At 60.0% G+C, this 7965-nt stretch carries 5 protein-coding genes and 1 pseudogene; 1 reads left to right on the plus strand and 5 read right to left on the minus strand.

All coding sequences use genetic code 11. The features are described 5' to 3' along the window. Positions 1-92: pseudogene (locus EN750_RS09970) on the minus strand (cyclic nucleotide-binding protein); the annotation flags it as partial. Positions 93-126: 34 nt separating this feature from the next. Continuing rightward, complete coding sequence (locus EN750_RS09975; RefSeq protein ID WP_127396316.1) at positions 127-2841, minus strand: ABC transporter ATP-binding protein; 2715 nt, start codon at positions 2839-2841, stop codon at positions 127-129. Between the two features lie 230 nt (positions 2842-3071). Between EN750_RS09975 and EN750_RS09980 the strand changes: the two genes are divergently transcribed. Beyond that, positions 3072-3746: a class I SAM-dependent methyltransferase gene (locus EN750_RS09980; RefSeq protein WP_189526125.1), complete on the plus strand. Its 675-nt coding sequence runs from the start codon at positions 3072-3074 to the stop codon at positions 3744-3746. 37 nt (positions 3747-3783) lie between these two features. Here the strand turns inward: EN750_RS09980 and EN750_RS09985 are convergent, their stop codons facing one another. Genes EN750_RS09985 through EN750_RS09995 form a run of 3 tightly spaced genes read right to left on the minus strand, consistent with a single transcriptional unit; the run spans position 3784 to position 7392 of the window. Then, positions 3784-4935: a glycosyltransferase family protein gene (locus EN750_RS09985; RefSeq protein ID WP_127396317.1), complete on the minus strand. Its 1152-nt coding sequence runs from the start codon at positions 4933-4935 to the stop codon at positions 3784-3786. Beyond that, positions 4932-6176 (minus strand): glycosyltransferase, encoded by a 1245-nt coding sequence (locus EN750_RS09990; RefSeq protein ID WP_127396318.1) that lies wholly within the window; start codon positions 6174-6176, stop codon positions 4932-4934. The genes EN750_RS09985 and EN750_RS09990 overlap by 4 nt, the downstream gene beginning before the upstream one ends. Before the next feature lies 1 nt (position 6177). Beyond that, entirely contained in the window at positions 6178-7392 is a 1215-nt protein-coding gene (locus EN750_RS09995; protein WP_127396319.1) for a glycosyltransferase family protein, read from the minus strand. Positions 7393-7965 lie beyond the last annotated feature (573 nt).

The following is a 7965-nucleotide window of genomic DNA, read 5'->3' on the forward strand; positions in this document are numbered from 1 at the left end:
GATGTGAACGCGAGCAGCTTGAGCTTTGCCGGCTCAATGCCGGAGAACAAGGGAACGCGTTGCAGCATTCCAACTTCATCCTTGAGCAGCATTGTCGCAAACCTTCCTAAATTCGCGTCTGCCAGACTATGACAGAAGTTCCTTGAAGATACCGTTCTCTGCCAAAAGTGTCTCGTGTGTACCGTCTTCCACCAATTGCCCCGAGTCAAAGACGATAACGCGATCGAACATCATCGCCATTGCCGGACTCGTCACGACCCACACAATTGCCGGCGAATGGCCGTCGCGTCTGGCTTCCTCGAGCACGTTTCGCAGCACCTTGTCCTGAATGCGCTGGTCGAGCGCCGACAGCGGCCGGTTGAGAATGAGAAAATCGGGACGCTTGAGCAGAGCCCGGGCAACATCGAGCTTCTGTCGCTGTCCGCTGGTCAGCCGCCTTCCACCGGCGCCGACGTTGAAGTCCAGGCCGACATCCAGAAGCTCGGCATAAAGCCCCAGCTCGTCAAGAATGTCATAGACGATGGAGCGTATGCGGTCCGGCGCGTCGGGATGGTTGTTTCCCACACGGCCGAATAGGACATTGTCCATGACGGTGGCCGCGGCAATGTATTTGGCAGGATCATACCGTTCGATCGCGTTGTGCAGTTCGGGCGGCAGGTTCTCATAGAACCGGTTGCGTGCGGCGACGATCTTGCTCATCAACTCGTCGGTCAGCAGGCCGAAGCGGTGCCGGGGCTCGATATAGGCAAAGCTCAAGGTGATGATCATGGCGCGGTCGGCCTCCGAAACCGCCTCGTAGGGGCGGTTCTTGAGCCGCTGCAGCAAGGTCTCGTAGGCGGGGATCTCCTCGGCGCTCATGAAGGCGAGCTGCTGGAAGAACTGGTGATCTGGCGGCAGGTCGGCAAACAGCTCGATCGCCTGTTCGGCGATCTCCATGCCCATCTCGTAGAGCGTGCTGTCGAGGCCGGCCTGCTTCAGCACGGAAGCAAAGTAGGGATTGGCCGCCAGAGCCTTGTCGGCCAGTTCGGGGCCGGCGGCGGCGCCGAAAAGCAGGTTCTGGCCGATCGTCGCTTCCGTGTTGTAAGCGCCCGGCTCGAAAGGAACCACCAGTTCGCGCAGCCCTTCCTGTTCGAGCCGGGTTCGCAGCGCTGCACGCAGTTCGACGATCCGCCCGGCGAGCTTCGTGTGACGCGTGAGGTCGGCCGAAGAGCGCAAGCCAAGATCCAGAATGTCGCGCGACAGAAGAACCGCGTCGAGCACCCGGCGCACCGCTTCAAAGAGGTCGTGCGGGCCGGTAGCACCGGCGGAAACATAGTCGATCCAGTCGCTGTGGACGTCGAAATCCGGATTGCCCGACCGGCGCGCCTCGTCCATGTTCCAGCGCTGCTGGTCTGCCGCGGTGCCGTCATAAGTCACCGATGTCAGCGGTGCATGCTTCAACCCGTAGAGCAAGTTATCGCGCAGGCTTGCTTGGAACAGGAAAACATCCGACGAGGCGTAGGACATGCGCCGGCCGGTCACGGCTTCGGGGAGTTCAAGCAGGTCATCGGCGCCCGAAGCGACCTTTCCACTCTCTGGCCAGTTCAGACGCGCGAAGGCTTCTGCTAGCGCCTCTGCTCCGCCTGTCGGGGTGCTGACCAGCGCCACCGTCTCAGCCGGCTTGACCTGCATGGAGACACGGTTGAGGAGCATTGCACCGCCATCGTCTGCCATGGACAGACCGACCGCCGACAGCGGGTTTGTCATCGGACCGGGATCGTCGATCGCCAGTGCCGCGATTCCCGGCGCAATGATATCCTCGACGGTGAACTGTTCAACGACCTGCTGATATTTGACCTGGACATCCTGCCGATCCTGATCCCAGTCGATCAGTTCCTTCATCGGTCCGGGCAGGTCCTTGTAGGCTCCGATCACCGCCACGAGCTGACCGACGTCCAGCCGGCCCCCTATGACCAGATACCCGCCGATCATGTAGAACAGAAAGGGCGTGAGCTGTGCGAGAAAATTGTTGAGGAACTTTACCATGAATTTCCATTGGTAAAGATCGAAGCGGATCTTGAAGATGAGCCCTAGCCTAGCAGCTATGTCGGCGCGCTCGTAGTTCGACGTGTCGTGGACGTGAACCGCGCCGATACCGTCGACGATTTCGCCAACCCGGCCGGAAAGCGCGCGCGCCGTCAACTGCCGTTGGCGCCCAAGCACGAGCAGCCGCCGCCGCATCCGCGGGATGAGTACGATCTGGATGATCACGATCACCATCGCTATCATTCCGAGCCAGACGTTCTGGACCATGATGAACAGCATGGCCGTTAGCGCCTGGCCGCCGAGCAGCACCGGCTGCAGGAAGGCATCGCCGATAAAGCCGCCCAGCGGCTCCACCTCATCCTTCACCATGGTCGCCACTTCGGCGGATTTCACCCGCTTGAAGTAAATCGGCGGAAACCGCAGCACACGATCGATCAGATCGAAGCGAATACGCCGCAGCATGCGTTCGCCGAGGCGGCCCTTGTAGGTGTTGATGTAGAGTTTGAACAGGCCGTTGATGACGACCAGCAAGAGGAACACAAGGCTCAGGGCAAGCAGCGTCTCCTTGCGGTCCAGCTGAAAACCGGAGAAGAACTGGACCTCGCCAATGAACGGCAGGTTATAGTGCAATTTCATGAAGGGCAGGGTCGCGCCGGGTTGCTCGAACCCCTTCCCCTGGATCGGGCCGTTGACGATCAGCTTCGGCAGGTCGAAGGACATGAAATATGGGATCATCGAAAGCAGGACGATCATCAATATCCAGATCTGCTGCTTCCGGGTGTGCGTCCAGATATAGCGGGCTAGGCTGGGTTCCATATGCGGCTGTCAGTTTGGAGGAAGCAGGCGGTGAAAGCACCTGCTGGCAAACGATGTATCGGCAATGTCTTCGCGGATGGACGCCGCTGGTCCGGACAGACGCAACCGGCCCCCTTCGTGACCGTGCAACGGCGAAACGGCTGGTGGCATAGTCTCATCCGCAAGTCGAACAGCCTTGGGTGAGGCAATATTGCGTTGTGTAGCCCGAAATCCCAACATAGAAGACGAATATGATGGATGTCACGCAAGCACGCAATGCCGGCATTGACGGGCACGAACAAGCCTTGGACCTCGCCCGGGGAATTGCCGCCTATGTCGACCACCCTCTTGTCGCCGGGCTGGCGCGGGTCATCGCCAAGCATCCGACGGCCGATATCGCCAACGCCTTCAACCACAAGCAGGTCGCCTGCAAGATGTGGGCGCTCGACAAGCTGTTCGAAAACGACGGCGGCCGGTTCGGGCGCATATGGGTTCTGGGCGGATGGTACGGCGTATTGCCGGCAATGCTTTTCAACGACGCCCGTTTCGACATTGCGGCGATCGACAGCATCGACATCGATCCTGAAGTCGGGCCGGTCGCCCGGACCCTCAACCGGGAAGCCGGCGACCGCTTCCGGGCGCTGACGGAAGATATGTACGCACTCGACTATGCGGCCGGTCGGCCCGACCTGGTGGTCAATACGAGCTGCGAACACATAGCCGACCTGGGTGCCTGGCTTGCCCTGCTTCCGCGGGGCACGAAGGTGCTACTGCAATCGAACGATTACTTCAACGAGCCGACGCACATCAACTGCGTGGCTTCGCTTGCAGCCTTCGAAGCAATGGCGGCGCTACGGGAGATCAGGTTCTCCGGCGAACTGCCGACAAAAAAATATACCCGCTTCATGCTGATTGGAACAGTTTGAAGCGCGTTGCGCGAATCCAACCGAGATATGACCTGCGCTAGGATTTCGAGGACCAGGCTCGATGCCGCTCGCGCAGGATTTGCGCCGAGTGACGGGCGCCTTCCAGATCGAGACGATGCGCGGCTGGCGTCGGTCCCGCAAGCGCCTGTTCGATCGCTTGCGCCAGACACTCAGGCGTCAGGTCGTTTTCCCTCAGAACCGTCGCCAAACTCAGTTCTTCGAGCATCAGGGCTCGAACCGTCTGTTCCGTTTCCCCGCCGGCTGCAAAGGGAACGAGCAGCGAACGACAGCGCGCGCGAAGGACATCGCAGACAGTGTTGTAACCCGCCTGCGAGACCGACAGGCGGGCGCCGGTCAGCAAGCTGGGGAAATCCTCGCGAAACCGAAAGATGGACAGGCCCGGCGTGGCATCGCGTGTAATCGCGTCAAACTCGTCCTTCGGCAGGTTTGGGCCGGTGATCAGACACCATTTCCAGGCGTTGTTGGCATTCCGCGCTGATGCGATGGTGGACCGGACAAGGCTCTTTCCGGCGGCCCCGCCGCCAACCGACACCACAACGTCGAAACGCTCGGAGGCCGCGGGCGCTGGTGGCGCGGCAACGAGCCCCGTGTACGCAACCTCGGCCCTGATCGCTCCCGCCAGTGGAAATGTCTTGTCTAGGGTTGCGAAAGCCGGATCGCCATGGACCATGACAAGGTCAAAATGCCTGTTAACGAGATCGACCGTTTCCTCGTTTCGGCCCGGCTTGACGCGCTCCTGAAGGATATCACGGACGGACGTCACCAGCAGCGGTCTGGGCGACGCCGCGTCGATGGCCTCGATCAGCGGCAAGAGTTCGAAACGCATCTGCCGGCGCCCAAATGGAAACGCCTCGACAATGACGATATCAGGCCTGCAATCCCGGAATGCCTGCAGCAGCATCTCTGAACGCCGTTTCTTGAAATCATCGTCGATGGGCTTGCCTTGCAGGTCGACAAGGCCGGAAAATCCTTCATCACCGGAGGTGACAGATGGCAGGGTTACAGATATTGCCCCCAATCCCGGAAACCCCGCGACCGGCGCTCCGCCAGTGACGACGGTTACGTCAAACCCGTCATCGACCAGAGCCGCCGCGACGCGGCTGGAGCGCGCGAGATGGCCGATGCCGAGCAGGTGCTGGACATAGAAGAAAGCGCGCAGCCGCTTCATTCGGCGGCCCGCCACTCCCGTTCGAACAGCTCCTTGAGCTGTCCAATGCTTGCCATGTGATCGAAATTGCCGCGCACGCGCGCCTCTGCGGTGTCGCCGAGGCGGGCACGCAGCACGGGATCACGGATCAGTCGCTCCAGCGCCTGTGCCAGGGCAATTGGGTTTTCCGTCGGAACCAGTAGCCCGGTTTCATCCGGCGATAAAAGCTCCGGCACGCCGGAAATATCGGTCGACACGCAGGCAAGCCGCTGGCTGGCCGCCTCCACCAGAACATTCGGCAGACCATCGCGGTCACCATTTGCGGTGATCCTGCAGGCCAGGGCGAAGATATCGGCGCGGCGGTAGTGCTCAAGCACCTCTTCCTGCGCGAGCGCGCCTTTCCAAGAGATGCGACCATCCAGTCCGAGTTTTTGCGCCAACGCCTTGAGCCGCTCCAATTCCTCGCCGCCGCCAATATGCTCGAAACGCCACGCTAAATCACCGGGCAAGAGGGCAAGGGCCTCCAGCAAGGTGTCGAAACCTTTCTTTGCAACGGCGCGCCCGACACTCAGAACGATAACCGGTTCGTCCGGCGCCGAGCCGTCATGCTGTTTTCGTGCCTCGCCGAAAATGCCGAAGCGATCAAGGTCGAGCCCATGATAGCTCAAATGCACTGACGAGTTGCCGTCGGCGAGTTTTTTCAGACGGTCGAAGCCCGTTTTCGTGCAAGTTACCGTCCAGCGCGCCGAGGAAAGCTTGCTGGCCAGATCCCAATCCGCCGAAGTCCAGATGTCCTTGGCATGGGCCGAGCAGCTCCAGGGCAGACCAAGAAGCTGGCTGGCATAGCGCGTCACCGATGCCGGCGTGTGCGCGAAATGCGCATGCAGCCATACCGCGTCTTCGGGCCATTCGGCCGCTAGCACGAGCGCTTGCCCGAAACGGCGCGCGCGATTGCGCGTAAAGTCGCGCGGCATATCGACGGCCAGCGATCCCAGTGCACGCCAGAAGCCCGGCCGCTGCAAACAAGCAGAAAGCGAGCGAACCACGCGCAGCGGCTCTTCATGCAGATATTCCGGCAGATAATGGACGGGCGCTTTGATCTCGTCATGCACGGGGTGGCGTTTTGCGTCGGTCGGCCGCCTGAGCGCAACGAGTATCAGATCGAACCCCGCACGCTCCAGTCCGAGCAGTTCCTGCGCGATGAAGGTTTCCGACAGCCGCGGATAACCCTTCAGAACCACGACGATCTTGCGATGTTGCAACTCAGTTCATGCCTTCAATAACCGAAAGGTGAGGGCCAGCCTGCCGGTCGAGCAGTTCCGCGACGATTTCGGAAATATGAGGGAGCCCTTCCAGGGTCAGATGTGGATTACTCTGGGATGGACGAGGCCGATTCGGCAGCGCCACCAGTGCATCGGCAAACCGCTGGGAGTCCTTGGCTTCCTCCGGCAAAAGCATTTCGATGAGGCCCAGTTCGGCCGCGCGCCGCGCGCGGATCAGTTGTTCCTGGCGGGGTTCGATGCGCGGCACGATGAGCGCCGGCTTGTCGAAAGAAAGTATCTCGCAATAGGTGTTGTAACCGCCCATCGCCACTACCGCCTTGGCGCCGGCAATCAGGTCTTCCATGCGGTTGTCGAACTCGATAATCTTGATGTAGGGGATCGTGGCACCCTTCTTCAGCAACTTATTGCGCTTGCGAGCCGGCATGTAAGGCCCAAGCACGATCAGCGCCTTGTGCTGCAATTTCGGATCCTGCTGATAAGCGTCGATGACGTCGTGAATCAATTCGGCCCCGTCGCCGCCGCCACCGGTGGTAACCAGGATATAGTCGCCCTCTGGCCGGTGGCCGGGCAACTGGTTCCGCTGCAAGCTCCGTTGCAGGAAACCGACGAATCTCATTTTTGCCCTGACAGCCGGCGGCACATCCAAGCCGGTCAATGGGTCGTAGAAATCCGGCGGGCCATAGGCCCAGACCTTGTCGTAGAACAGGCCTATCTTGCGCATCACATCCCTGCGAGCCCACTCTGCTTCGAGCAGATGCGGTGCATCCATCACCTCGCGCAGGCCAAGCACCAGCGTGGTGCCCCGGGTCTTGAGGTAGGACAGCGTGTCCTCAATCTCACCGCGTAGGCCGAGCGGTTCCTTGTCGACGATGAAGATATCCGGCCGGAAGGTCTCGGCTGTGTGGCGGATGATCGACTGACGCATCCTTAGCGTCTCATGCAGATCGATGTCCTTTTCCAACGAGGTGTATTCGCCGTTGCGCAACTTGATGACGCTGGGGATCTTCACGAAGTCGACACGGGCGCGGTAGTCGAAGGCGCCGGCGATAGTCGCACCCGAAATGATAAGCACCTGAAGCCCACGGAAATCCTCGACTAGCGAATGCGCAATAGTCCGGCAGCGCTGCAAGTGGCCGAGCCCGAACGTGTCGTGGCTGTACATGAGAATTCGAGCGTTTTCTGCGTGCTGGGTCATTCTTGAACGTCTCTTAAAATTCTCGCCTTGAGACCGTGAGCGCCCCCCGGCTTCGAAACCATCCCGGGTGTGAAACACATGGCCGCAATTTCAATTTATATCGCTTCTATGGAATGCCGTTCAGATATGCTTTCTGATCGCCAGTCCGGAACTAGGTGGGTTGGCGAACATCGCCGCGAGGAGTGAGCAGAGACTTCCTGTTGTATTGTGGGATGGATCGAGGAGGAAAACGATGTCAAAAAAATAGGCAGAAGTCATCCCTCTTGATTCCAATCCGGATTGCTAAAAACGATTTCCCCTATCTTGCCCATACAGCCAATTGCTTGATCGGTATACGAAAGGACAAGGTCGCTGGGCGTCGCACGGCGCATTGTTGTAGAGCTCATTCGTGCGCCATTGCACTCGCCTTGGACCAAAGGTGCCGCCCATTATTCTCTTGAAGGGCGGTCTGATTGTGATTCACCGACCAGAATTGAGCCATCTGTCGCCAAGCTAGCCGGAATTTTAGCAATAATCGAGTGGATGCCAGCGGTCGCGCCACACCGCCCGCAGCAGGGTGTGTGCGACACCGGT

Origin of the sequence: Mesorhizobium sp. M7A.F.Ca.ET.027.03.2.1, from assembly GCF_003999175.1 — a bacterium.
Lineage (GTDB): Bacteria > Pseudomonadota > Alphaproteobacteria > Rhizobiales > Rhizobiaceae > Mesorhizobium.

Excerpts from the sequence above, each read along its gene's own strand:
- EN750_RS09975 (WP_127396316.1), bottom strand. The coding sequence starts at position 2,841 with ATGGAACCCAGCCTAGCCCGCTATATCTGGACGCACACCCGGAAGCAG.
- EN750_RS09980 (WP_189526125.1), top strand. The coding sequence starts at position 3,072 with ATGATGGATGTCACGCAAGCACGCAATGCCGGCATTGACGGGCACGAA.
- EN750_RS09985 (WP_127396317.1), bottom strand. The coding sequence starts at position 4,935 with ATGAAGCGGCTGCGCGCTTTCTTCTATGTCCAGCACCTGCTCGGCATC.
- EN750_RS09995 (WP_127396319.1), bottom strand. The coding sequence starts at position 7,392 with ATGACCCAGCACGCAGAAAACGCTCGAATTCTCATGTACAGCCACGAC.